The following is a 21,964-nucleotide window of genomic DNA, read 5'->3' as shown; positions in this document are numbered from 1 at the left end:
CAGGCGGTAACCGTCAGGAGGGAGACCTCAGAACATGTCCGGGCACCAAGGCCGCCCGGGCGTACGCAGCAGGGCGTCGGCCATCAGGGCGGCGCCCGCTCGGTCTTCCCGGACCCGACCGAGCGCGGCAAGCCGTACGACGGACTCGTCGCCGAGCCACAGGGTGGCCAAGTCGACGGCATCCAGGGTGAGTTCGGCGCTCTGCGTGGTCGCCGTACAGGACGCCCGACCGTCCTCCGCCACCTCCAGCCGATAGCGCCCGCCGGCCAGACCGGCCCCGTCGACGACCTCCAGGACCAACTCCCCCGCCCTGCCGTACGTACGCGCCTCCAGAGCCCGTACGACGTCCAGGATCCGCACCCACAGCCAGTCCGCGTGCGTGGTGATCCGGGCGGCCCGGGGGTCGGGCAGGAAGAACGGCAGCAGGTCGCCGGGCCCGCGCCAGCCGCTCCGCACCTTTGTGACCCAGTCGATCGAGCAGAGGTGACGCCACAGGGTGCGCTCGGCGGCCGCGGTCGTGGCGATCAGCCACCTCACCTTGGCCGTCTCGGCCGGCTGCTTGTCCTCCCACCGGTCGTCGCACTTGTACGCCACCATTCCCTCGACCTCGCCGGTGGCCGACCGGTACACGGCGAAGAAGGGCTCGACCCAGGGGGCACGGTCCAGATGCACGACCCCGGTCTCGATCTCCCACCATCGCCGCGTACGGCTGACCGCGCCGGGTTGGCCGCGGCGCACGCGCTCGTGCAGCTCCGGGCCGAGCTTGCGTACGTCCTCCCGGTCCACGAGATCGATACGGCCGCCGTCCTCGGGCCCCGACCAACGGGCATCCAGCCCGGCGCGCGGCACGTCCACCGTCCACTCGGTCATCCAGGTGGCGGGGCCGAAGCCGTAGCGGCCGTAGATCGGGTACTCGGCGGCGATCAGCGTGGCGACGACGTCTCCGCGCTCCTTCGCCGCACCGAGATCCTCGGCCATCATGCGCGTCAGGATGCCGCGCCGGCGGTGGGTGGCCGTCACGCTGACGTTCGTGATGGCATCCGCGGGAACGGCCGCGCCACCCACAGCCGTGAGCTGCTGCTCGAACGACCGGAACGTCGCCACACACCGCCCGCCGTCGAAGGCACCCAGCGTCCGGGACGGTTCGATATAGCTGCTCCGGTCCGCGATCTCGTCCTCGGTGACGCCGGGACTGCGCAGAAAACCGGTGTTCAGAGCACGGATCCAGTCGGGAATCTCGTCCTCGTCGATCGGACGGATGTCGATGTCGGGGTGCGGGCGGGTCATGGAGCCACGTTAGGTCTACGACGATGAGCTGTCGCGACGATTTTTCCTCGCCCCCGCCGCCCCTACCCGTCCCATCCCCAGGGACTGCCGCCCCTTCGACCCCGCCCCAGGGGCTCCGCCCCCCCCTGGACCCCCATCGGCCCCAAAGGGCCTCGTCCTCAAACGCCGGACGGGCTGAAGGATGCGGATGGGTGGGGGATCGGGACGGCAGGCCCTCGTCGTCAAACGCCGGATGGGCTGAAAGACACGGACCGGCCTCGTCCTGGCACGCCCTCCTCACACCAACAGGTCGTCCACCTGCGCCTCGCCCTCCCGGTACCGTCGGGCGATTTCCGCGCTGCAGTCGTCCGCCGTGCGCTGGAGGCGCTGGCGGCGGCGGGAGACCTGCTGCTCGTAGCGGACGAGGCGGGCCATCGCGGCGTTCAGTTCGAGGTCGGTGCGGGCCCGGAGGTCCGAGAGTTCGACCTCGGCGAGCATCTCGGCGGCCAGGCGGCGGTACTCCTCGCTGTGGGGCGTGCCCAGGGTCACGTGGCGGGCCGAGGAGCGTTGGCGGGCCGGGGCGTCCGCGAGGATCTCGGAGAGGCGTTCCACCACCGAGCCCTCCCCCGCCGGCGAGCGGCGTGCCAACTCCGCGCGCAGGATGTCGATACGGCCCTGCAGCAGCCGCCGTACATAGCTGAGGTCCGCCTCGTCGCGCTGGGCGTCCCGGCGCAGGGTGCGCAGCTCGGGCAGGCTCAGCGGGGTCAGGTCGTGCTCGGACGGGTCCACGGGCAGCCACGGCTCCTCCGTACGCTGCGCGGGCGGCCGGACAACAGCCCCGGGCGGCTGTCCGATGCTCGGTGTGCTCATGTGCCTCAACCGTCCCCTCGACCGGGCGTGTGTGAGCATCGTGCCACCCCAAGTGGCCGCTATGTGACCGAGTGCCCCCGATCGGCCCCAGATGGGGGGTTATCGATCAAAAAGAAGCCCGAGGAAAGGTCACTGCGGCCCGCGCGGCATGATGGTCCTATGCGTGCAGTGGTTCAGAGAGTCGACGGCGCGAGCGTCGTCGTCGAGGGTGAGACCGTCGGGGAGATCGTCGGCGAAGGGCTCTGTGTCCTCGTGGGGGTCACCCACGAGGACACCAAGGAGAAGGCCGCCCAACTCGCCCGCAAACTCTGGTCGATCCGCATGCTGCCCGACGAGAAGTCCTGCAGCGACATCGACGCCCCGCTCCTCGTGATCAGCCAGTTCACGCTGTACGGGGACGCGAGGAAGGGCCGCCGCCCCACCTGGAACGCCGCGGCGCCCGGCGACGTGGCCGAGCCGCTCGTCGACGAGGTCGTGGCCCAACTCCGCGCCCTGGGCGCGACGGTCGCGACGGGACGGTTCGGCGCGCAGATGCGGGTGTCGCTGACGAACGACGGTCCCTTCACCGTGCTCGTGGAGATCTAGGTACTCGTGGGGATCTAGGTGCTCGTGGAGATCTAGGCCCTCAGCCCCTCAGGGCTCGACCACGACCTCCTGCGCCGCCGCCGTCGTGTCCGCCACCAGGCGCGCGTCCAGCGGCACGTTCCGCTTCACCAGAGCGAGGGCGACCGGGCCGAGTTCGTGGTGGCGTACGGACGTCGTGATGAAGCCGATCTTGCGGCCGTCGGGGCCGTCGTCCGCGAGGTGGAGCTGGGTGCCGGCCGGCGGCAGGTGGACCTCGCTGCCGTCGAGGTGGAGGAAGACGAGGCGGCGCGGGGGCTTGCCCAGGTTCTGGACGCGGGCGACCGTCTCCTGGCCTCGGTAGCAGCCCTTCTGCAGGTGCACCGCCGTGCCGATCCAGCCCAGCTCGTGCGGAATGGTGCGGTGGTCGGTCTCGAAGCCGAGGCGGGGACGGTGGTGCTCGACGCGCAGCGCCTCGTAGGCCAGGAGGCCCGCTGCCGGGCCCGCCTGCTCGGCGTACGACTCCAGGTCCGCGCGCGGGAGGAACAGATCACGGCCGTGCGCCGTCTCGCGGACGACGACGCCCACCGGTACCGGGGCGATCGAACCCGCCGGCAGATGGACGACCGCGAAGTCGGCCGTGCGGTCGGCGGCCTCGACCCGGTAGAAGAACTTCATCGACTCCAGGTAGGCGAGCAGCGCTTCCTGGGTGTCGGGTTCCACGTGGATCCAGACCGTCACACCGTCGTCCACCAGGTACAGCGCGTGCTCGATGTGGCCGTTGGCGGACAGGACCAGCGCCTCGGTGGCCTCGCCCACGGTCAGCTCGGAGACGTGTTGCGTGAGCAGCAGGTGCAGCCAGCTCAGCCGGTCCTCGCCGGTGACGGTGAGGACACCGCGGTGGGAGAGGTCGACGAATCCGGTGCCCTCGGCGAGGGCGCGCTGTTCGCGGAACAGGTCGCCGTAGTGGGCGGCGACGCCTTCGTCCACGCCCTCGGCGGGGACGGCGCCGGGCAGGGACAGCAGAGGGCTCTTCATATGCCTAAGCCTACGACTCGGTAGTTGAAGCCTTGAGGGAACAGTCCTTGCACCGGCCGAAGATCGCGAAGTGCTTCATGTCCGTCTCGAACCCGAAGGTCGAGCGCAGCTTCGCGGTGAACTCCGCCGCCACCGCGATATCCGCCTCGATGACGTTCTGGCAGTCGCGGCAGACCAGGTGGATGTGGTGGTGGCGGTCCGCGAGATGGTACGTCGGTGCCCCGTGCCCCAGATGGGCATGGCTGACCAGACCGAGCTCCTCCAGGAGCTCCAGGGTCCGGTAGACCGTGGAAATGTTGACCCCCGACGCCGTCTTCTTCACTTCCGTGAGGATGTCGTCGGGGGTCGCGTGCTCAAGGGTGTCCACGGCTTCGAGCACAAGCTGCCGTTGCGGGGTCAGCCGGTAACCGCGCTGCCGCAGATCACTCTTCCAGTCGGTGCTCACCACACCGACGAGTCTAGGCCTACTTGAAGAAGGCGATGCCGTCGTCCGGCATGTCGTCGGGGAGGGCCTTGGCCCAGCGCTCGACGTCCTCCGGGGTGACGACCTTCTTCAGGTGCGCGGACATGTAGGGGCGCAGCTCGACCTCGGGGGTCTGCTTCTCGCCGACCCACATGAGGTCGCTCTTGACGTAGCCGTAGAGACGCTTGCCGCCGGTGTACGGGCCCGAGGCCGCCGTACGCGCGACCGCGTCCGTGACCAGGTCGATCTGCGGCTTCTGCTTCGCCAGCTCGCCGTACCAGATCTCCACGACGCCGTCGTCACGGACCATCGTGATCTCGACCTTGCGGTCGGCGTCGATGCGCCAGAAGCCGTGCTCGGACTCCAGCGGACGGACCTTGTTCCCGTCGTTGTCCAGGACCCAGGTGTGGGACTGGTACTCCAGGAAGTCCCGGCCGTCGTGCGAGAAGGTGACCTCCTGCCCGAAGTTGCACTTCTCGGAGCCGGGGAAGTCGTGCACGCCCGCGCCGGCCCAGTTGCCGAGCAGGAAGGCGAGCGGGACGAGCTCCTTGTGGAGGTCGGACGGGATCTCGATCATGAGAGGCGGTTCCTAGGTATGGGTCAGCGCTGGCCCTGGTACAGCTTCTTCACTGTCAGCCCGGCGAAGGCGAGGACGCCGACGCAGACCAGGGCGAGCAGGACTTCGAAGAAAACCTCAAGCACGTGGTGCTCCTACGGTGAGCGAGGGTGGGCGGTACACAGGCCGGGCCCCAGCTTAGTCGGCCGGGGCCCTGCCTTCTCTGCGAGGTACGCCTCAGCCGAGCAGCTGGCTCTGTAGAACCACCGTCTGCTGGAACGGCACGGCCGCGGCGCCGCCCTTCCTGGACTGGACGACCAGCGCGAGGACGTCACCGGAGACGAGGTAGGCCTGGCGGACGTGCTCGGCGCCGAACGGCTTGGTCTCGGTGTACGGGTACCGCCGTACGTCCTCCACCACGACCTTCGTCGGGAAGTCCTCGTCCATGAGGCTCTGCGCGGCGCCCTTCAGAGCGTACGGAGGCGCTACGACGCTGGAGAAGTAGTCCTGCTCCAGGTCCTCGGCGACCGCGGCCGTCTCGAACTGGAGCAGATAGATCCGGGTACGTGTGCCGTCCGTGGTGGTCCAGCCGCGGGCGGCGATGTGCCGCAGCCCGCGGTCGGTCAGCAGGGTCCCGACCGTCTCCCGCTCCTCCTTCGACTCGTACACCGCCAGGAAGTCCTTCGTCGCCAGCCAGCCGTCCTTGCCGTCCAGCGCCTTGTCGGCCTTCGCGCCCTCGGGTGCGGGCAGCAGGAGCCCCCGCAGGTCGGCGTAGTGCGAGCCGGCCGTGTTCGCCTCGGCGAAGGGGCCCGGGCTGCCGGAGGGCAGCGGCGGCTTGACGATCTCCGGGTACTCCCAGCGCCCGTCCGACTCGGTGGCGAGTCCGGGTACGTCCGTCCGCTCCATGCGGGTGATGCCGTACGCCGTCCCCGCACCGGCGACGGCGAAGACCACGACGGCGGCGGTCCAGCGCAGGACGGCACGGAGGACCCGGCGGTCCTTGGGTGCCGCCGGGGCCACGGGCTGCGGAGGCGCCTCGGGCACGGGCGGCACCGCGAGGTGCTGCTCGGTCGGTTCCGACTGCCCGGTCTGCTCGGCCTGCCCGGCCTGCCCGGTCTGCTCGGTCTGCTCGGTCTGCTCGGTCTGCTCGGTCTGCTCGGTCATACCGCCTCCCCCGGCTCTGCGATGCGGTCGAGCTGCTCGGCGAGAAGCTTCGCGATCGTCTTGGTGTCGAATGGCTTGGCGCCGTCGGCGGTGGCGCTGATCAGGATGTCGCCCTGGTAGGCGGAGCAGAACATCATGTCGAGGTCCTCGTCCGCGTCCTTGGGCGGCAGGAAGCACTCGGCGTTCTTGAAGCCCTTGATCTCCGGGCCCTTGCGGAAGATGTCCAGGGCGTCGAGGAAGGCGTTCTGGGACGTCGAGCTGTCCTTGGCGGCGGCCCGCTTCTCCATCCGGGACAGCGTGATGCTGACCGTGGTGACACCCGGCCCGGTGAAGCCGCTGCCGGTCATGCTGACGTAGCTGCGCATCACCATGCCCATGATGCGCCGCTTGTCCATCTCCTTCTCCAGCTGTCGGCGCTGGGTGCGCGGCAGGCCGCTCAACGACTCCTTGCGCAGGGCGGTCGCCTGGGTGCCGCTGAGCTCGACGTCGGAGCCGAACTCGGCGAGGTCCGGTCCCCGATTCCAGCCGTCGAACCCGTACGGCACGAGCACACCGGCCAGCCCTTCGGCCGCGACCGCCTTCTTCTCGTCGGCCACGGCCTTCGGGAACTTCCAGACCGGGGCACCGGCGTCGCGGTCGGCGCCGTCCACGGTCACGACGGTGTAGCCGACGCCGGCCACGACGGCACCGGTCAGTAGCAGGGACCCGGTGATCGCGGCGATACGACCACGGCGGACGGGCTTCCTGGCGGGTACGGCGGACTCGACGACCCCGAATTCGGCCTCCACCTCGGCCTCGCCGATCGGCTCGTTCTGGTTCTCCGTCACAGCCGCTCCATCTGCCGCTCGGCCAGGTCCATGATCTTCTTCTTGGTGATCGGCTTGGTGTCGTAGATCCAGACCTCCACGGCGATGTCACCGCGCCAGGCGTGCGCCTCCGCGCTGTAGAGCGGCAGGTAGCCCGGCTCGGTCTCGGCCTCGTGGTGGACGTACGCCATCCCGTCCTCGGTGCCCGGGACGACCCAGCTGTCGGTGGAGTCGTCCTTGTCCGCCCAGTACTGGCCGTCGTCCGCGGCGTCGGCGGCCGCGGTGTACTCCTCCTGCCGGTACTGGACCAGGCGGATCGTCACCGAGAGGTTGCCGTGCTCCCAGCCGGTGACGGCCGCGCGGCGGAACTCCTCGTTGACGAGGTCGTCGAAGGCGCGGCCCGGCTTCTCGAAGGCGCCGGCGTAGGACGCCAGGTCCATCCAGTTGTCGCTGTCGTCCAGCCAGTCGGCCTTCTTCGCGCCACTCGGCTTCTTCAGCAGCAGCTTGCGCAGGTCTCCGTCCGTCTTCACCCGACGGTCCTGCGCCGCGGACAACGGCTCGACCTCGCCCTTGGCCTGCTTCACGGCAGGCTGGGACAGCGACGGCAGCCGGGTGGGCTCGCGGTCGGCCTGGACGAGGAAACCGGTGCAGGTGCCGGCGACCGTGCCGAGGACGGCGGCCGCGGCGATGAGGAGTGTGGTGCGTCCGCGCCGGCGCGGACGGGGCGCTTCGGGCGCCTCCGCCTGTACCGGTATTTCATGCACTTCAGGTACTTCCAAGACGTCCCCCCACAGAACGTGAAGTGCGCATTCCGTATGCGCGCACAGGAGACTCACTGCCGATGACCTGGGTTGTAGGCGAGATGATTACGATTCAGGCATGGCGAAGAAGCTCGTGATCAAGGTGACGGCGGGGGCCGATGCCCCCGAGCGCTGCTCGCAGGCGTTCACGGTGGCGGCGGTGGCCGTGGCCAGCGGGGTGGAGGTCTCCCTGTGGCTGACCGGGGAGTCCGCGTGGTTCGCGCTGCCGGGCCGCGCCGCCGAGTTCGAACTGCCGCACGCGGCCCCGCTCCCCGACCTGATCGACTCGATCCTGGCCGGCGGCACGCTGACGTTGTGCACCCAGTGCGCGGCCCGTCGGGACATCGCGGAGAAGGACGTCATCGAGGGCGTACGGATCGCGGGGGCGCAGGTGTTCGTGCAGGAGGCGCTGGGGGACGGGACACAGGCGCTGGTCTACTGAGCCGCCCGGACCCACCGACGGAACGGATGGCCCGCCGGGGCGCAAAGCCTCCTACCGCGGCCGCTTCTTCCCGTCCAGCTCGTCCCACCAGTCGTCCGACTTGGGGTCACCGGACGGGTCGTCCCACCAACGGTCGTCTGGACCACGCCGGTTGGCGACCATCGCGGCGACCGGGGGAATCAGCATGGCGACCACGCACATGCCGACGGCCACCGGAACCGACCAGAGGCGCACGACTGACCAGGCCAGGACAAAGAGCCCGATGCACGTGCCCATCATGGCGAAGTAGACATGACGTCGTCGCGCCAGCATGAGTCCAGCGTAGGCCCGTACCCGGACATGCCGAAGGGCCGCACCCGACGGGGTGCGGCCCTTCGGTCGGTCTCGGCGGTTCAGACCGCGATCGCGACCTCCGCGAGGCCGCCCTGCTGGGCGACGACCGTGCGGTCGGCGGTGCCGCCGGGGACCAGGGCGCGGAGGGTCCAGGTGCCCTCGGCCGCGTAGAAGCGGAACTGGCCCGTCGCCGAGGTCGGGACCTCGGCGGTGAACTCGCCGGTCGAGTCCAGGAGGCGGACGTAGCCCACCACCGGCTCGCCGTCGCGGGTCACCTGGCCCTGGATCGTGGTCTCACCGGGCTTGATCGTCGAGGCGTCCGGGCCGCCGGCCTTCGCTCCACACATGTCTTTCTCCAAGAGGGGTCTGACCGGAAGGAAGGCCGGTCGGGATGAGCGGGGTCTCTGCTTACTTGTTGGCGCCGAGCTCGATCGGAACGCCGACCAGGCTGCCGTACTCGGTCCAGGAGCCGTCGTAGTTCTTGACGTTCTCCACGCCCAGCAGCTCGTGCAGCACGAACCAGGTGAGAGCCGAGCGCTCACCGATGCGGCAGTAGGCGATGGTGTCCTTCGCCAGGTCCACCTGCTCCTCGGCGTAGAGCTCCTTGAGCTCGTCGTCCGACTTGAAGGTGCCGTCGTCGTTGGCGTTCTTCGACCACGGGATGTTGCGGGCGGACGGGACGTGGCCCGGACGCTGCGACTGCTCCTGCGGAAGGTGCGCCGGGGCGAGCAGCTTGCCGCTGAACTCGTCGGGCGACCGGACGTCGACCAGGTTCTGCGAACCGATCGCCGCCACCACGTCGTCGCGGAAGGCGCGGATCGCGGTGTTCTGGGCCTTGGCCTTGTAGTCGGTGGCGGCCCGCTCCGGGACCTCCTCGACCAGCTCGCGGGCGTCCAGCTCCCACTTCTTGCGGCCGCCGTCGAGCAGCTTGACGCTGTCGTGGCCGTACAGCTTGAAGTACCAGTAGGCGTACGAGGCGAACCAGTTGTTGTTGCCGCCGTAGAGGATCACCAGCGTGTCGTTGGCGATGCCCTTCGCCGAGAGGAGCTTCTCGAAGCCCTCCTGGTCGATGAAGTCACGGCGGACCGGGTCCTGCAGGTCCTTCGTCCAGTCGATCCGGATCGCGTTCTTGATGTGGTTCTTCTCGTAGGCGGACGTGTCTTCGTCCACCTCCACGATCGCGATGTCGGCGTTGTCGAGGTTGGCCTCGACCCAGTCGGCGTCGACCAGGACGTCGCTGCGGCTCATGCTCTTTCTCCTCCGGGGCAGTTACGGCGGGGCGTGCGAGTGCGAGGGTGCGTGGCCCGGTGCGGGCGCGGCGCACGGATGCCCTGGAATCAGGGCGGGGGATGCGGAAGGACGGAGCTTCCGCTCAGAAGGTGCGACAGAGCATGGCGGCAACGCGGCACAGGTCCACTGCCCGCCGCTTCGTGAGATCCGCCTGTCGCTTCATGCGTCGATCGTAGGGACGGACAGCCTGGCGTGTCACCGGCGTGTCGTATTTTGAGACGCGATCGTCCGGGATGTGGGATCCGAGCAGCGCCCGGGCCGTGCTCGCACGGGTTTCGGGCGCCGGTGGCCGTCGTCACATCTGCGGTGCGGACGGCCCGTCTCGCTCCTCGGACGGTTCCTGTCCGCCGAACGCCGTCCTACCCGGCCAGCTCGACGTTCGAACCCTTCACCGTCACCTCTACGCCGTTCTGCGCGGCCTCGACCTTGTCGAGCTGCACGCCGCCGGGCAGGTCGTCGATCTTCTGCTCGAAGTCGGTGATCGAGCGGACCTTGCCCTCCGCGACCTCGACGACCATGTTCGGCAGGTTGTCCGCGTGCACCTTCACGGTGTCGCCGTCGACGGTGACCGTGCTGAGCACCGGGTACGTCGTCGACTTGCCCAGGGCCCTGACCTTGACGTTCACCTTGATCTTGCCGTTGCCGCCGTCGGAGAGACCGACGACCTCGGCCGTCACCCCGGTGAAGATCTCCGTCGGTTCGGACTTGGCGGCCTTGAGCAGCTCGTCGTAGGAGATGCTCGCGGTGCCGTTCGCGGTGGCGGCGGTGGCGGAGCTGTAGTCGCCCGAGAAGGCGACGCCCTTGAAGTTCGCCTTGATGTCGTCGATGCGGATCTTGTCGCCCGTGGTGCCTGCGGCGGCCTCGTAGTCCTTGATGCCGACCTCGGTGTCGTCGAGCTCGCCGGAGACGACCTGGGTGAGGAACGGGAAGCCCTTGATGGACACATCGGGGGTGGAGGAGAGGTTCTCGGTGGTTCTCAGCTTGTCCGCGACCTCGCCCTCCGCGAAGTGGACCGCGACACGGTCGGCGATCACGAAGAGGCCGCCCAGAATGACGACGACGATCAGAAGTATTCGCAGTGCGCGCATTCTTTGGTGTTCCCCCACCTAGGCGGTCTACGTCCGGGTGTCACCGTAACTCCGGCCGGGGCGCCGACCAGGAGTTTGTCGATCACCTGTGACAAGGCAGTCCAGGGCTTTACCCGAGCGCCCGCCCCAGCAGGTACACCGCCGGTGCCGCGGCGGCCAGCGGCAGGGCCACGCCCGCCGTGAAGTGCACGAAGCGGGACGGGTAGTCGTAGCTCGCGACCCGGTGGCCGATCAGCGCGCACGCCCCCGCGCCCACGCCCAGCAGCGCACCCTCCGAGCCCAGGTCCGTCATCCCGCCGACCGCGATGCCCGCGCCCGCCGCGGCGAGCAGCGAGACCACCACGGAGGCCGGCGTCGGCAGCGGCAGCGCACGGGCCAGGACGGCGACCGCGACCGAGGCCGCGCCGACCGTCACCGCGTCCGCGGCGGCCGCGAGGTAGCCGGACGCGATGATCGCCAGGGCCGCCGAGGCGACGGTGGCCATCAGGCCGTACATCCGGGTGTCGGGGTCGGCGTGCGAGCGCAGCTGGAGCACCAGGGAGAGCAGCACCCAGACGCCCAGCGTCCCGAGGATCGCGGACGGCGCGTGGTCGGACGCCAGCAGCGCCACGTCCGCGACCAGCGCGCCCAGGAACGCCAGCGCGATGCCCTGCCGGGCGGGCCACATGCCGTTCAGCCGGAACCAGCCGGCCGCCGTCACGGCCTGCAGGGCGACGAGCGGGACGAGCAGGGCGTACGACCCGACGGCCGCCGTGCCGGCGAGGAGCAGACCGAGCAGCGCGGTGAGCGCGGCGGGCTGCATGCCGGGTTCGATGACCGGGGAGCGGCCCTCGAGCCGGGCGCGCTGGGCGTCGGTGATGCGGGCGTTGCCGCCGAGGCTGGCGGGGCCGTAGTCGGCGGTGGCGGGAGCCTGCGCAGCGGGCGCCACGGGGGCCGGCGGCTCGGCGTACGCCTGCTGCGGCAGGTACGACGTGTCCGCGGCCGGCGCGACCGGGGCCTGGACCTGTGTCTCCCAGGTCTGACCCTGCCACTGCTGGGTGTACTGCCGGGCGGCCTGCGGATCCTCGTAGCCCTGCTGCTGTCCGGGCCAGGACTGCTGCTGCTGGGGCTGCTGCCAGTACGGGTCGTACCCCTGCTGGTACTGCTGCTGCCCCTCATACGGCTGGTCGGTCATCGTCACCCTCCTGCGAACGGCGGGAGCACCTCGACCGTGCCGCCGTCGGCCAGCCGTACCGTCTCATGTCCGCGGGTGCCCACGGGGTCACCGTCGATGAGGAACGAGCATCGCTGCAGGACGCGCGTGAGTTCGCCGGGGTGTCGCCCGCGCACCGCGTCGAGCGCCTCGGCGAGCGTGTCCGCGTCGTACGCCTCCTCGGCGACGCCGGCCGCGGACTTGGCGGCGGCCCAGTAGCGGACCGTGACCTTGGGCATCCGGTTCCTCAATCAATCGGCTGTGTACACGGTCAGGCTAGCCGCCCTGTGCGACGGCCCAGTCCCCGATGCGCCCCAGCAGCTCGTCGGGGGCCGCGTTCTCGGCATGGCCCATGCCGGGCTCCAGCCAGAGTTCGCCGTGGTCACCGGCGGCCGCGGCGAGCATGCGGGGGTGGTCGAGGGGGAAGTAGCCGTCGCGGTCGCCGTGGACGACGAGGAGAGGAGTGGGGGCGATCCTCGGGACGGCTTCCACCGGGGACAGCGGGACCGGGTCCCACTCCCGGTGGTGGATCCGCGTCCGCAGGCCGTAGCGGCCCACCAGACGGCCCTCGGGGCGGGTTATCAGCCAGTGGACCCTGCGCATAGGGGCCGTGCCGCGGTAGTACCAGCGAGCCGGAGCACTCACCGAGACCACCGCGTCCGAGTGCGCTTCCGTGCGCCCCTCGCGCCCCGAGTCACCGTCCGGTCGGTACAGGGCCGCGTGCCGCAGCACCACAGAACCGCCCATGGAGAAGCCGACGGTCACCACGCGCGTGTGCCCGAGCGACCGGGCCCACTCCACCGCGGCCGCCAGATCGAGCACCTCGCGGTCCCCCACCGTCGAGCGTCCACCGGAGGCCCCGTGCCCGCGGAAGGAGAAGGTGACGACGGCCCCGTACTGCGTGAACGTCTTCACCACCCGGCGAACATGAGGACGATCCGCGTCGCCGGTGAAACCGTGCGCGACGACGAACACGAGACCACGCGCGGATGAAGCGGAGGCGTCGTATACAACGGCCGGCGGATCGTATACGGAATCGATCGTCACACCGTCGGCGGTGTGCAGAAACGTCCGTATAGGTGTGCCTCTGTTCGTCTCAGAGTGCGGAATCGGGGTGGATCGCACCACACGACCTGCCGGATCAATGCGCATGTGGGCTATTCTCCTCAACAGAGGACTCGGGCAATGCAGCCCCCGAGTCCTTTTGTGCTTTCGGATCACCTGTATACGAAAGCTACGACCTCGCCGGGACCGAGGAGGAACCAGCCGTATGAGTTCTCTGCTGCTCCTGACCAATGCCCTCCAGCCATCGACGGAGGTGCTTCCCGCTCTCGGCCTGCTCCTGCACAACGTGCGAGTGGCCCCCGCAGAAGGCCCTGCCCTCGTCGACACCCCTGGTGCCGACGTCATCCTCATCGACGGTCGCCGCGATCTGCCACAGGTCCGCAGCCTGTGTCAGCTCCTGCGCTCCACCGGGCCGGGCTGTCCGCTCATCCTCGTCGTCACCGAGGGCGGCCTCGCCGCCGTCACCGCCGACTGGGGCATCGACGACGTCCTGCTCGACACCGCCGGACCGGCCGAGGTCGAGGCACGACTGCGCCTCGCCATGGGCCGGCAGCAGATCGTCAACGACGACTCCCCCATGGAGATCCGCAACGGCGACCTCTCGGTCGACGAGGCGACCTACAGCGCCAAGCTGAAGGGCCGGGTCCTCGACCTGACCTTCAAGGAGTTCGAGCTCCTCAAATACCTCGCCCAGCACCCGGGCCGCGTCTTCACGCGCGCCCAGCTGCTCCAGGAGGTCTGGGGCTACGACTACTTCGGTGGCACCCGGACCGTGGACGTGCACGTACGACGTCTGCGCGCCAAGCTCGGCCCCGAGCACGAGTCGCTCATCGGAACCGTCCGGAACGTCGGTTATCGATTCGTTACGCCGGAGAAGGGTGGGGCTGTCTCGGACGAGGCGAAGTCCAAGAACGCCCAGCCAAAGGCGGAGGATGCGGACGAGACGGCCGCCCTGGACGCGGCCGAGGTCAATGCGGACGTATGACGGGCATCGGAAACGCTCAGGCGGGGCACAGGGAAGCTCCTTCACGCCCTGCCCAGAGCGGGTCCATCCGCGTAGACTCCGCGCGTGGCCAAGGTAACCAGGGATGACGTGGCGCGGCTGGCGGGGACGTCCACTGCCGTCGTCAGCTATGTCATCAACAACGGACCCCGGCCGGTTGCCCCGGCCACGCGCGAGCGTGTCCTCGCCGCGATCAAGGAACTGGGCTACCGGCCCGACCGGGTCGCCCAGGCGATGGCATCGCGGCGCACCGACCTCATAGGCCTGATCGTGCCGGACGCGCGCCAGCCCTTCTTCGGGGAGATGGCGCACGCGGTCGAACAGGCCGCGTCCGAGCGCGGAAAAATGGTGCTGGTCGGCAACTCCGACTACATCGCCGAGCGCGAGGTCCACTATCTGCGGGCCTTCCTCGGGATGCGGGTCTCCGGACTGATCCTGGTCAGCCACGCACTGAACGACAACGCAGCCGCCGAGATCGACGCCTGGGACGCCCGGGTGGTCCTGCTGCACGAGCGGCCCGAGGCGATCGACGACGTCGCGGTGGTCACGGACGACCTCGGCGGCGCCGAGCTCGCCACCCGCCATCTCCTGGACCACGGCTACGCGTACGTCGCCTGTATGGGCGGCACCGCCGAGACCCCCTCCGTCGGCGACCCGGTCTCCGACCACGTCGAGGGCTGGCGGCGCGTGATGGACGAGGCGGGGATCTCCACCGAGGGACGGCTCTTCGAGGCGCCGTACAACCGCTACGACGCGTATCAGGTGGCGCTGGGCGTGCTGTCGGGCCCCGAGCGTCCGCCCGCGATCTTCTGCTCCACCGACGACCAGGCGATCGGCGTGCTACGCGCGGCGCGCGAGCTGCGGATCGATGTGCCGGGTGAGCTGGCGGTGATCGGGTTCGACGACATCAAGGAAGCGGCGCTCGCGGATCCGCCGATGACAACGATCGCATCCGACCGGTCGGCGATGGCGCGGGCGGCGGTGGATCTGGTGCTGGACGACGGGCTTCGGGTGGCGGGATCGCGCCGGGAGCGGCTGAAGGTGTTTCCGTCGCGGTTGGTCGTACGACACTCCTGTGGCTGCGCATGAGGCTGCACGGGCCTTCATGAGGCTTGTCTGAGAAGGCTCCGCCTCCTCCCTGGTCCGGCTTTATATCGGGCAAACGAGGTTCTGGCGGCGTTCTCAGGGAGCACTCAGGGAGCTCTCATGGTGGGGCGACAAGCTCATTGCCATGACCGAGAGCTTCCGCCGCGACGGCGAGTACGAGCAGTACGCGAACCCCTACCAGGGCGCCCAGCAGCACGCCTCCTCCCCCGTGAACCCGGAGTGGCCGCCCCCGCCGGCGCAGCCGCCCGCGCCGCAGCCGGTGACCGTCGAGCCGGGTACGACCGTGTGGCCGGCCCAGCAGCAGGCGGCCTACGCCACTTCCGCTGACGGCGGCGACGGCGGCGGCGGTACGGCTGTCCTCACCGCGGCACCGGCGGAGCCCTCGGCCCCTGCGCCGAAGAAGCGGACCCGGGGTCCCCTCGCTCTCCTCGCCGCCGTGGCGATCGTCGCCGCGGCGATCGGTGGCGGTACGGCGTACGGCATCCAGGAGCTCACCGGCAACGACACGGTCACCTCCAGCAGCACCAGCACCAACGTCATCCCGTCCTCCGCCAAGGGCACGGTCTCCGGGGTCGCCAAGGCGGTCAGCCCGAGCATCGTCGAGATCAACGCCACCTCGAACGCCGGGGAGTCCACCGGTTCCGGCGTGATCATCACCAGCGACGGCGAGATCATCACCAACAACCACGTCATCTCCGGCGCCTCCACCGTCAAGGTGAGCACCAGCGACGGCAAGACCTACACCGCGAAGGTCGTCGGCACCGACAGCAAGAAGGACCTCGCCCTCATCAAGCTGGAGAACGCCTCCGGCCTGGCCCCGGCCACCCTCGGCAACTCCGACGGTGTCCAGGTCGGCGACGAGGTCGTGGCGATCGGCTCCCCCGAGGGCCTGACCGGCACCGTGACCAGCGGCATCGTCTCCGCCCTCAACCGTGACGTGACCGTCGCGACCGACGAGGGCCAGAGCCAGAGCCAGAGCCAGAACCAGGGCGGCGGCAGCGGCCAGTGGCCGTTCGAGTTCGGCGGCCAGCAGTTCAACGGCGACACCGGCTCGTCCACGACGACGTACAAGGCGATCCAGACGGACGCGTCCCTCAACCCGGGCAACTCCGGCGGCGCGCTCATCGACATGAACGGCAACATCATCGGCATCAACTCCGCGATGTACTCCGCCAGTTCGGACTCGTCCACAGCCGGCAGCGCGGGCCTCGGCTTCTCCATCCCGATCAACACCGTCAAGTCCGACCTGGCCACGCTGCGGGCCGGCGGCTCCGACAGCTGACCCCCTGACCCTCGCGAGGAGCACGTCATGATCAAGCAGGTTTCCCACCCGGTGGCCGGCGACGACCCGGCCGGCTTCGCCCTCGCGCTGGCGGTGGCGTACGAACTCAACGCGCCGACCGCGGCGGTCCGGGCCCCCGAGATCTCGACCGCGGCCGCCCGGCACGCGGCCAGGGTCAGCCGACGTCGTACGGTTCGCGGCTGATCCACACCGTGTTCGACCCGACCGCCCGGAAACATGCGAGGCTGAGAGCGACCCAGCCCCGCCCCACCGCACCCTGAGGAACCGCGAGCGATGAGCCCCGCCGATGGCGACCGTGACCCCCAGCGCATCCTGATCGTCGACGACGAGCCGGCCGTACGCGAAGCACTCCAGCGCAGCCTCGCCTTCGAGGGATACGACACCGAGGTCGCGGTCGACGGCGCGGACGCGCTGGAGAAGGCGACGGCGTACCAGCCGGACCTGGTGGTCCTCGACATCCAGATGCCGCGCATGGACGGCCTGACCGCCGCGCGACGCATGCGGGGTGCGGGCACGACGACGCCGATCCTGATGCTGACGGCTCGGGACACGGTCGGCGACCGTGTGACGGGTCTCGACGCCGGCGCCGACGACTACCTGGTCAAGCCGTTCGAGCTGGACGAGCTGTTCGCGCGGGTCCGGGCGCTGCTGCGGCGCAGCTCCTACGCGGCCGCTGCCGGGGGCGGGGCGGTGCCGGAGGACGATGCGCTGACCTTCGCGGACCTCCGTATGGATCTGGCGACGCGGGAGGTGACCCGTGCCGGGCGGCCGGTGGAGCTGACCCGTACCGAGTTCACGCTGCTGGAGATGTTCATGGCGCATCCGCGCCAGGTCCTCACCCGTGAGCAGATCCTCAAGGCGGTCTGGGGCTTCGACTTCGAGCCGTCGTCCAACTCGCTGGACGTGTACGTGATGTACCTGCGCCGCAAGACGGAGGCGGGTGGAGAGCCTCGGCTCGTGCACACGGTGCGGGGCGTGGGGTACGTGTTGCGACAGGGCGGGGCCGAGTGAACAGGATTCTGCACCGGTTCCGGACACTTCCCATCCGGGCGCGGTTGTCGTTGCTGGTCGCTGCGGCGGTGGCGTTCGCGGTGGCGGCGGTTTCGGTGACTTGCTGGTTCATCGTGCAGGGGAAGCTGTACGACCAGCTGGACAGTGACCTGCAGAAAGGGAAGGGGCCCGGGGGGCAGATCCAACAAGCCGAGTTCGCCCTCAACAGCTGCACCAAGACCCCGCAGAACAGCGTCGGCTTCTTCCGGAACACCTACTCCCAGGTGGTCACGGAGAGCGGAAAGGTCTGCATCACAGACGACTCCATCGGCACGGTCGACATCGCCCAGTCCGACAAGAACGTGATCGAGAAGGGCGACGTCCGCCGGGTCTACTTCCGCAACGGCACCGCCGAGGACGGCTCCGCGGTACGCGTGATGACGAGATACCTGGGCTCCACCACCACTGCCGCCGGTGCGGCCGGACCCGAAGTCGGAATCGTCGTCGCCGTATCCCTGAAGAGCACCCAGGACACCCTCAACGACCTGGCCCTCATCCTCCTCCTCGTCTCCGGCGTAGGAGTCCTCGGTGCCGGAGCCGCCGGTCTCGCCGTAGCCCGCGCGGGGCTTCGTCCCGTCGACAAGCTCACTGAGGCCGTCGAACACGTGGCCCGTACCGAGGACTTGAGCGTCCGTATCCCCGTCGAGGAGGACGCCGACGACGAGGTGGCCCGGCTCTCGCGGTCCTTCAACTCGATGACCTCGTCCCTGGCCAACTCCCGCGAGCTGCAACAACAACTCATCGCGGACGCCGGCCACGAACTCCGCACCCCCCTCACCTCCCTCCGCACGAACATCGAGCTCCTGACCCGCAGTGAGGAGACCGGTCGCCCCATCCCCGAGGCGGACCGCAAGGCGCTGCTCGCCTCGGTGAAGGCGCAGATGACCGAACTGGCTGCCCTCATCGGCGACTTGCAGGAGCTGTCGAGGTCGGAGGGTCAGCGGGGGGAACGTGTACAGGTCGTCTCGCTGGAGGACACCGTCGAGTCCGCCCTGCGTCGCGCGCGGTTGCGTGGACCCGAGCTGACCATCGACGCCGACCTCCAGCCCTGGTACGTCCGTGCGGAGCCCGCCGCTCTGGAACGCGCCGTCGTCAACATCCTGGACAACGCGGTGAAGTTCAGCCCCGAGGGCGGCTCCATCGAGGTCCGGCTGACCCCCGACGGCACTCTCACCGTCCGCGACCACGGCCCCGGCATCCCCGAGGACGAACTCCCGCACGTCTTCGACCGCTTCTGGCGCTCACCGAGCGCACGCGCCCTTCCCGGTTCGGGTCTCGGTCTCTCCATCGTCGCCCGCACGGTGGAGCAGGCCGGCGGCCAGGTGACGCTCGGGCACGCGTCGGGCGGCGGCACCATCGCGACCGTGCAGATGCCGGGTGCGCCCACTCCTCCGCCGGAGAATCCTGCCGCTGAACAGTGACCACCAAGCTGTCAATGTCCTGTCAAAGCTCCCGCGTTTTCGACCCTACTCGCGGGTTCTCTGCCACGTTCCTGAGCTGTCGAACAGGTGCCCCACGCATCTGTCCTCAACGCTCAGGAGTGAAGAACCCCCCATGCGCACGTTTCGCACATCGGCTCTGAAGAAGAGCGCCCTGGCCGCCGCGTCCGTGGCCCTCGCCGTCACCGGACTGCTGGCCGGCTCCGGCACCGCGCAGGCCGCAGGCCCCGGCGGCGCCCAGAACGTCCGGGGTGTGGACCCCGGGAACACCGACGTCATGCTCGACCGGCTGTGCGGCCAGGAGACCAGCCTGACCGGGGTCTACGGCGCGTACAACGTCGACACCGGCGAGTTCAAGACGCAGGACGAGTATCTGCGGGATGTCGTCGGGCTGTGGGTGCCCGCCGGGCCGTGGGAGCTGTTCCGCGGCTGGTGCGGGTACGCGCAGTCCTCGACCTGGTCCGTGAAGGGCGAGCCCGTCCGCACCTCCGAGTGGACCGGCAACCACGGCACGACGGAGGACAAGGTGACCTTCGTCAGCGGGTACAGCACCAAGACGTTCGCCAAGAAGAGCGTCGGCGCCAACATCAGCCTCTCCCTGGCCAAGAGCATCTTCTCCGGCACCGTGGGCGGCAGCGCCGGCTACGAGTGGGGCTGGGAGAAGACCTCGTCCTTCGAGCGCCGCAGCGAGAAGTCGATACCGCCGTGCACCCAGGTCGCGACGACCTGGACGCCGTACCAGCGCGTGGTCCGCGTGAACCCGGTCTTCTACGTCGAGGACTACCAGTGGAACAAGGGCGACGGCGAGGTCACCGCGCACACCTGGCGTGGCCGGGACGCGAGCTGGAAGACGATCTACTCGTACGGGTACTACATCGACGGTGTCTCCGACAAGCTCCTGCCCAACGGCCAGCCGGACGGCCGTGAGGACAAGTGGCAGGAGAACCTCGACCCCAAGTCCTGCGCCAAGTAGCCGAATAGGCCGATTCGCGCGGCAACCTTCCGTGCGGGGGCGGCGACTGCACTGCGGTCCCTACCCCCGCACGGAACGGAATCCCCCCATGAGTGAGATCCGCGGAAAGGCCCGCCACCGCCGAAGGAAGACAGCCCTCGCGGTGGGCGTCCCGCTCGCTCTGACCGCCGCCGGCGTCACGGCCTACGGCTTCCTCCCGGGCACCCAGTCCCACGCGTCCGCCGCCACCGCCGCGGCCCCCGCCTGGGCGACCGCCACCGCAGACGGCTTCGCCTCCGTCAACGCCCTGGGACAGAACGGCACTTACGGCGGGCGCGACGGGCAGATCGTCACCGTCAAGACGCAGGCCGATCTGGAGAAGTACGCGACCGCGGCCGAGCCGTACGTCATCGTCGTCGCCGCGACCATCAACATGAACCCGGTCGGCAAAGAGATCAAGGTCCAGTCCGACAAGACCATCGTCGGGTCCGGGACCTCCGGGCACATCGTCGGTGGTGGCTTCTTCCTCGGATCCGGTGTGCACAACGTCATCATCCGGAACCTGACCATTCGGGATGCCTACCAGGGCGTCTGGAACGACAAGGACCATGACTTCGACGCCATCCAGATGGACGGGGCGCACCATGTGTGGATCGATCACAACGATCTGCGGCACATGGCCGACGGGCTCATCGACGTCCGCAAGGACAGCACCTATGTGACCGTCTCCTGGAACAAACTCAGCCAGGACAACAAGGCGTTCGGGATCGGGTGGACGGAGAACGTCGTCACCGACATCACCATCCACCACAACTGGGTCCGCGAGACCGAGCAGCGCAACCCGTCGACGGACAACGCCGCCCACGCGCACCTCTACAACAACTTCCTCGAGGACGTCGCCGACACCGACATCAAGTCGTCGTACGGCAACTACTCGCGCGGCGCGACCAAGATGGTGCTGGAGAACTCCTACTTCCAGGGCGTCAACAACCCCGTCATCAAGGACAGCACCGCGACGATCGTGCAGAAGGGGAACACCTTCGTCGGCACCAGCGGGCGCAACGAGAGCGGGGGTACGGCTTTCGACCCGAAGACGTACTACGCCTACACGCTCGACAAGACGGCCGACGTACCGGCGCTTCTCAAGTCCGGTGTGGGACCGCGGAGTTCGATCGGTACGACGGCGACCGCCGCGACGAAGGCCGCCGCCGCGACCACGCTCACCGTCGCCAAGGACGGCAGCGGGCAGTACGCGACCGTGCAGGCCGCGGTGAACGCCGTACCGGCCAACAACCCCTCCCGCGTGGTGATCTCGGTGAAGCCGGGCACCTACCGCGAGCTGGTCAAGGTGCCGTCCAACAAACCGCACGTCACCATCCAGGGGTCGGGCGGCAGCCGTAACGACACGGTGATCGTCTACAACAACGCGTCCGGCACCCCCAAGCCCGACGGCTCGGGCACCTACGGCACCGGCGGCAGCGCCACCGTCGCCGTCGAGGCCGACGACTTCCAGGCCCGCAACCTGACCATCTCCAACGACTTCGACGAGGCCAGTCACCAGGACATCGCCAACCAGGCGGTCGCCCTGCGCACCGCCGCCGACAAGGTGTTCCTCGACGGGGTCATCGTCAGCGGCGACCAGGACACGCTCCTCGTGGACACCGCGGCCAAGGAGAAGCTGGGCCGGGTCTACATGACCAACTCCTACGTCATCGGCAACGTCGACTTCATCTTCGGGCGGGCGACCGCGGTGATCGACAAGTCCGTCATCACGCTGAAGAAGCGCTGGAACGGCACCTCGGCCGGTTACGTCACCGCGCCCAGCACCGCCGCCGGCCGCAAGGGCATCCTGATCGCCAACTCGACCGTGAACGGGGACGTCTCCTCCGCGAGCTTCTACCTGGGCCGCCCCTGGCACGCCGGCGGTGATGCGACCCTCGACCCGCAGACCACGGTCCGGAACACGTCGCTGAGCGCCGCGATCAAGTCCACGCCGTGGACCGACATGAGCGGCTTCTCCTGGAAGGACGACCGGTTCGCGGAGTACAAGAACAACGGTGCCGGCTCGGGTGCGGCGACCACCAACCGGCCCCATCTGACCGACGCGCAGGCCGCCGGCCAGGAGGTCGCGGACTGGCTCGGTGACTGGACGCCCACCGCTTCCTGACGCACAGGT

The 21,964-nt window shown here is 69.3% G+C and carries 25 protein-coding genes; 10 read left to right on the top strand and 15 right to left on the bottom strand.

From position 1 onward, the window contains the following. Positions 1-27 precede the first annotated feature (27 nt). Both ACWD3I_RS03320 and ACWD3I_RS03315 read right to left on the bottom strand, forming a co-directional pair. On the bottom strand, positions 28-1,287 hold the full coding sequence (locus ACWD3I_RS03320; RefSeq protein WP_365401045.1) for a GNAT family N-acetyltransferase: 1,260 nt from the start codon (positions 1,285-1,287) through the stop codon (positions 28-30). A 276-nt stretch (positions 1,288-1,563) separates the two neighbouring features. Beyond that, positions 1,564-2,136: an RsiG family protein gene (locus ACWD3I_RS03315; protein WP_365410613.1), complete on the bottom strand. Its 573-nt coding sequence runs from the start codon at positions 2,134-2,136 to the stop codon at positions 1,564-1,566. 159 nt (positions 2,137-2,295) lie between these two features. Here ACWD3I_RS03315 and dtd point away from each other — a divergent pair, with 159 nt between their 5' ends. After that, positions 2,296-2,721 carry a D-aminoacyl-tRNA deacylase gene (dtd, locus tag ACWD3I_RS03310; protein WP_046258736.1) on the top strand — a complete coding sequence of 142 codons (426 nt, stop codon included), beginning with the start codon at positions 2,296-2,298 and terminating at the stop codon, positions 2,719-2,721. A 48-nt stretch (positions 2,722-2,769) separates the two neighbouring features. Here dtd and ygfZ read toward each other — a convergent pair whose 3' ends face one another. The 6 genes from ygfZ to ACWD3I_RS03280 all read right to left on the bottom strand — a co-directional run bounded on the left by ygfZ (position 2,770) and on the right by ACWD3I_RS03280 (position 7,488). Then, complete coding sequence (gene ygfZ, locus ACWD3I_RS03305) at positions 2,770-3,735, bottom strand: CAF17-like 4Fe-4S cluster assembly/insertion protein YgfZ (RefSeq protein WP_365410610.1); 966 nt, start codon at positions 3,733-3,735, stop codon at positions 2,770-2,772. Between the two features lie 10 nt (positions 3,736-3,745). Continuing rightward, on the bottom strand, positions 3,746-4,183 hold the full coding sequence (locus tag ACWD3I_RS03300) for a Fur family transcriptional regulator (protein ID WP_046258734.1): 438 nt from the start codon (positions 4,181-4,183) through the stop codon (positions 3,746-3,748). 16 nt (positions 4,184-4,199) lie between these two features. Then, positions 4,200-4,775 (bottom strand): FABP family protein, encoded by a 576-nt coding sequence (locus ACWD3I_RS03295; RefSeq protein WP_266890580.1) that lies wholly within the window; start codon positions 4,773-4,775, stop codon positions 4,200-4,202. 216 nt (positions 4,776-4,991) lie between these two features. Beyond that, positions 4,992-5,918 (bottom strand): hypothetical protein, encoded by a 927-nt coding sequence (locus ACWD3I_RS03290; RefSeq protein ID WP_365410606.1) that lies wholly within the window; start codon positions 5,916-5,918, stop codon positions 4,992-4,994. Then, positions 5,915-6,745, bottom strand: coding sequence for a hypothetical protein (locus ACWD3I_RS03285; protein ID WP_365410603.1), 831 nt, complete (start codon positions 6,743-6,745; stop codon positions 5,915-5,917). Before ACWD3I_RS03285 ends, ACWD3I_RS03290 begins: the two co-directional genes overlap by 4 nt. After that, the gene (locus ACWD3I_RS03280) at positions 6,742-7,488 is read right to left on the bottom strand and encodes a hypothetical protein (RefSeq protein ID WP_365410600.1); all 747 of its coding nucleotides are present in this window, start codon (positions 7,486-7,488) and stop codon (positions 6,742-6,744) included. Before ACWD3I_RS03280 ends, ACWD3I_RS03285 begins: the two co-directional genes overlap by 4 nt. 115 nt (positions 7,489-7,603) lie before the next feature. Here ACWD3I_RS03280 and ACWD3I_RS03275 point away from each other — a divergent pair, with 115 nt between their 5' ends. Continuing rightward, positions 7,604-7,966 (top strand): DsrE family protein, encoded by a 363-nt coding sequence (locus tag ACWD3I_RS03275; RefSeq protein WP_365410597.1) that lies wholly within the window; start codon positions 7,604-7,606, stop codon positions 7,964-7,966. Between the two features lie 51 nt (positions 7,967-8,017). Here the strand turns inward: ACWD3I_RS03275 and ACWD3I_RS03270 are convergent, their stop codons facing one another. The 7 genes from ACWD3I_RS03270 to ACWD3I_RS03240 form a co-directional block, all read right to left on the bottom strand. Next, positions 8,018-8,278 (bottom strand): DUF3099 domain-containing protein, encoded by a 261-nt coding sequence (locus tag ACWD3I_RS03270; RefSeq protein WP_046258727.1) that lies wholly within the window; start codon positions 8,276-8,278, stop codon positions 8,018-8,020. A gap of 80 nt (positions 8,279-8,358) precedes the next feature. After that, positions 8,359-8,646, bottom strand: coding sequence for a DUF1416 domain-containing protein (locus ACWD3I_RS03265; protein WP_266825316.1), 288 nt, complete (start codon positions 8,644-8,646; stop codon positions 8,359-8,361). 61 nt (positions 8,647-8,707) lie between these two features. Continuing rightward, positions 8,708-9,547 carry a sulfurtransferase gene (locus tag ACWD3I_RS03260; RefSeq protein WP_266890565.1) on the bottom strand — a complete coding sequence of 280 codons (840 nt, stop codon included), beginning with the start codon at positions 9,545-9,547 and terminating at the stop codon, positions 8,708-8,710. 401 nt (positions 9,548-9,948) lie between these two features. Then, entirely contained in the window at positions 9,949-10,677 is a 729-nt protein-coding gene (locus ACWD3I_RS03255) for an LmeA family phospholipid-binding protein (protein WP_365410591.1), read from the bottom strand. Between the two features lie 109 nt (positions 10,678-10,786). Further along, on the bottom strand, positions 10,787-11,851 hold the full coding sequence (locus ACWD3I_RS03250) for a hypothetical protein (RefSeq protein WP_365410588.1): 1,065 nt from the start codon (positions 11,849-11,851) through the stop codon (positions 10,787-10,789). A 2-nt stretch (positions 11,852-11,853) separates the two neighbouring features. Next, positions 11,854-12,108, bottom strand: coding sequence for a MoaD/ThiS family protein (locus tag ACWD3I_RS03245; protein WP_046258723.1), 255 nt, complete (start codon positions 12,106-12,108; stop codon positions 11,854-11,856). Positions 12,109-12,145: 37 nt separating this feature from the next. After that, entirely contained in the window at positions 12,146-13,021 is an 876-nt protein-coding gene (locus ACWD3I_RS03240) for an alpha/beta hydrolase (RefSeq protein ID WP_365410585.1), read from the bottom strand. 118 nt (positions 13,022-13,139) lie between these two features. On the opposite strand from ACWD3I_RS03240, the gene ACWD3I_RS03235 reads away from it, so the two are divergent. From ACWD3I_RS03235 to ACWD3I_RS03200, 8 genes are all read left to right on the top strand, one after another. Next, positions 13,140-13,919: a response regulator transcription factor gene (locus tag ACWD3I_RS03235; protein WP_365410582.1), complete on the top strand. Its 780-nt coding sequence runs from the start codon at positions 13,140-13,142 to the stop codon at positions 13,917-13,919. A gap of 84 nt (positions 13,920-14,003) precedes the next feature. Then, on the top strand, positions 14,004-15,026 hold the full coding sequence (locus ACWD3I_RS03230) for a LacI family DNA-binding transcriptional regulator (protein WP_365410579.1): 1,023 nt from the start codon (positions 14,004-14,006) through the stop codon (positions 15,024-15,026). Between the two features lie 142 nt (positions 15,027-15,168). After that, positions 15,169-16,326 carry a S1C family serine protease gene (locus ACWD3I_RS03225; RefSeq protein WP_365410576.1) on the top strand — a complete coding sequence of 386 codons (1,158 nt, stop codon included), beginning with the start codon at positions 15,169-15,171 and terminating at the stop codon, positions 16,324-16,326. A 27-nt stretch (positions 16,327-16,353) separates the two neighbouring features. After that, the gene (locus ACWD3I_RS03220) at positions 16,354-16,530 is read left to right on the top strand and encodes a hypothetical protein (RefSeq protein ID WP_365410573.1); all 177 of its coding nucleotides are present in this window, start codon (positions 16,354-16,356) and stop codon (positions 16,528-16,530) included. A gap of 90 nt (positions 16,531-16,620) precedes the next feature. Continuing rightward, a complete protein-coding gene (locus ACWD3I_RS03215; RefSeq protein WP_365410570.1) occupies positions 16,621-17,358 on the top strand; it encodes a response regulator transcription factor in 738 nt (245 codons plus the stop codon). Continuing rightward, positions 17,355-18,818 (top strand): HAMP domain-containing sensor histidine kinase, encoded by a 1,464-nt coding sequence (locus tag ACWD3I_RS03210; RefSeq protein ID WP_365410567.1) that lies wholly within the window; start codon positions 17,355-17,357, stop codon positions 18,816-18,818. The genes ACWD3I_RS03215 and ACWD3I_RS03210 overlap by 4 nt, the downstream gene beginning before the upstream one ends. A 133-nt stretch (positions 18,819-18,951) precedes the next feature. After that, entirely contained in the window at positions 18,952-19,809 is an 858-nt protein-coding gene (locus tag ACWD3I_RS03205) for a hypothetical protein (protein ID WP_365410564.1), read from the top strand. Positions 19,810-19,897: 88 nt separating this feature from the next. Continuing rightward, positions 19,898-21,955: a pectinesterase family protein gene (locus tag ACWD3I_RS03200; protein WP_365410561.1), complete on the top strand. Its 2,058-nt coding sequence runs from the start codon at positions 19,898-19,900 to the stop codon at positions 21,953-21,955. The last annotated feature ends 9 nt before the right edge of the window (positions 21,956-21,964 follow it).

It is taken from the genome of Streptomyces sp. NPDC002817, assembly GCF_053592055.1.
Note: the sequence above shows the minus strand (reverse complement) of the source record. Positions and strands in the feature narration are given on the sequence as shown.

Coding starts and splice junctions, on each gene's coding strand:
- ACWD3I_RS03320 (WP_365401045.1), bottom strand. CDS start 1,287: ATGACCCGCCCGCACCCCGACATCGACATCCGTCCGATCGACGAGGAC.
- ACWD3I_RS03315 (WP_365410613.1), bottom strand. CDS start 2,136: ATGAGCACACCGAGCATCGGACAGCCGCCCGGGGCTGTTGTCCGGCCG.
- dtd (WP_046258736.1), top strand. CDS start 2,296: ATGCGTGCAGTGGTTCAGAGAGTCGACGGCGCGAGCGTCGTCGTCGAG.
- ygfZ (WP_365410610.1), bottom strand. CDS start 3,735: ATGAAGAGCCCTCTGCTGTCCCTGCCCGGCGCCGTCCCCGCCGAGGGC.
- ACWD3I_RS03295 (WP_266890580.1), bottom strand. CDS start 4,775: ATGATCGAGATCCCGTCCGACCTCCACAAGGAGCTCGTCCCGCTCGCC.
- ACWD3I_RS03290 (WP_365410606.1), bottom strand. CDS start 5,918: ATGACCGAGCAGACCGAGCAGACCGAGCAGACCGAGCAGACCGAGCAG.
- ACWD3I_RS03275 (WP_365410597.1), top strand. CDS start 7,604: ATGGCGAAGAAGCTCGTGATCAAGGTGACGGCGGGGGCCGATGCCCCC.
- ACWD3I_RS03270 (WP_046258727.1), bottom strand. CDS start 8,278: ATGCTGGCGCGACGACGTCATGTCTACTTCGCCATGATGGGCACGTGC.
- ACWD3I_RS03265 (WP_266825316.1), bottom strand. CDS start 8,646: ATGTGTGGAGCGAAGGCCGGCGGCCCGGACGCCTCGACGATCAAGCCC.
- ACWD3I_RS03260 (WP_266890565.1), bottom strand. CDS start 9,547: ATGAGCCGCAGCGACGTCCTGGTCGACGCCGACTGGGTCGAGGCCAAC.
- ACWD3I_RS03255 (WP_365410591.1), bottom strand. CDS start 10,677: ATGCGCGCACTGCGAATACTTCTGATCGTCGTCGTCATTCTGGGCGGC.
- ACWD3I_RS03250 (WP_365410588.1), bottom strand. CDS start 11,851: ATGACCGACCAGCCGTATGAGGGGCAGCAGCAGTACCAGCAGGGGTAC.
- ACWD3I_RS03245 (WP_046258723.1), bottom strand. CDS start 12,108: ATGCCCAAGGTCACGGTCCGCTACTGGGCCGCCGCCAAGTCCGCGGCC.
- ACWD3I_RS03240 (WP_365410585.1), bottom strand. CDS start 13,021: ATGCGCATTGATCCGGCAGGTCGTGTGGTGCGATCCACCCCGATTCCG.
- ACWD3I_RS03235 (WP_365410582.1), top strand. CDS start 13,140: ATGAGTTCTCTGCTGCTCCTGACCAATGCCCTCCAGCCATCGACGGAG.
- ACWD3I_RS03225 (WP_365410576.1), top strand. CDS start 15,169: ATGACCGAGAGCTTCCGCCGCGACGGCGAGTACGAGCAGTACGCGAAC.
- ACWD3I_RS03220 (WP_365410573.1), top strand. CDS start 16,354: ATGATCAAGCAGGTTTCCCACCCGGTGGCCGGCGACGACCCGGCCGGC.
- ACWD3I_RS03215 (WP_365410570.1), top strand. CDS start 16,621: ATGAGCCCCGCCGATGGCGACCGTGACCCCCAGCGCATCCTGATCGTC.
- ACWD3I_RS03205 (WP_365410564.1), top strand. CDS start 18,952: ATGCGCACGTTTCGCACATCGGCTCTGAAGAAGAGCGCCCTGGCCGCC.
- ACWD3I_RS03200 (WP_365410561.1), top strand. CDS start 19,898: ATGAGTGAGATCCGCGGAAAGGCCCGCCACCGCCGAAGGAAGACAGCC.